The organism is Streptomyces niphimycinicus, assembly GCF_018883605.1.
In the GTDB taxonomy this organism is placed as follows: domain Bacteria; phylum Actinomycetota; class Actinomycetes; order Streptomycetales; family Streptomycetaceae; genus Streptomyces; species Streptomyces niphimycinicus.
The window spans coordinates 1-987 of record NZ_JAHLEM010000582.1 but is presented as its reverse complement, the minus strand read 5'-3'; the positions used below and the strand labels follow the sequence as shown (position 1 = coordinate 987).

Below are 987 nucleotides of genomic sequence, written 5' to 3'. Positions count from 1 at the left end.
GTACGCGGACGAGACCGAGGACCCGGCGCCCGCCGCCGCGCCCCGGTCCGGCGTCCCGGCCGCCTGGCTGCTCTCCGCCAAGTCCCCCGAGGGCCTGCGCGACCAGGCCGTACGGCTGCGCGCCCACCTGGACGAGCGCCCCGAGCTGGACCTCACCGACGTGGCGTTCACCCTCGCCACGCGCCGTACCGCCTTCGAGGAGCGCGCGGCGCTCGTCGCCGAGGACCGGGACGGACTGCTGTCCGGCCTGGCGGCGCTCGCCGAGGGACGTACGGCGGCCGGGCTCGTTCAGGACGCGGTGGCCGGTGGCAAGGTGGCGTTCCTCTTCACCGGGCAGGGCAGCCAGCGGCTCGGTATGGGCCGTGAGCTGTACGACACCTTCCCGGCGTTCGCGGATGCCCTGGACGAGGTGTGTGCCCACCTGGACACGCATCTGGAACGGCCGCTGCGGGATGTGCTGTTCGGGGACGATGCCGAGGCGCTGGACCGGACCGGGTTCACCCAGCCCGCGCTGTTCGCGGTCGAGGTGGCGCTGTTCCGCCTGGTCGAGGCGTGGGGTCTGAAGGCTGACTACCTCTCCGGCCACTCGATCGGCGAGCTGGCCGCCGCGCATGTGGCAGGTGTGCTCTCGCTCGCCGATGCGGCGAAGCTGGTGGCGGCGCGTGGCCGTCTGATGCAGGAGCTTCCGGCCGGTGGCGCGATGATCGCGGTGCAGGCGTCGGAGGACGAGGTGCTGCCGCTGCTGACCGAGCGGGTCAGCATCGCCGCGCTCAACGGGCCGACCTCCGTGGTCATCGCGGGTGACGAGGACGAGGCCGTCGCGATTGCGGCGGGCTTCGAGGCGCGGGGTCGTAAGACCAAGCGGCTCACGGTCAGCCACGCGTTCCATTCCCCTCGCATGGACGGCATGTTGGACGCGTTCCGCGAGGTCGCGGAGGGCCTGTCGTACGAGGCCCCGCGCATCCCGATCGTCTCCAACCTCACCGG

General features: G+C 72.6%; 1 protein-coding gene. It reads left to right on the top strand.

Annotated features, from left to right (window positions below; all coding sequences use genetic code 11):
* Positions 1-987: acyltransferase domain-containing protein (locus KN815_RS36895; protein WP_216346207.1), on the top strand; the 987-nt coding region annotated here is incomplete at both ends.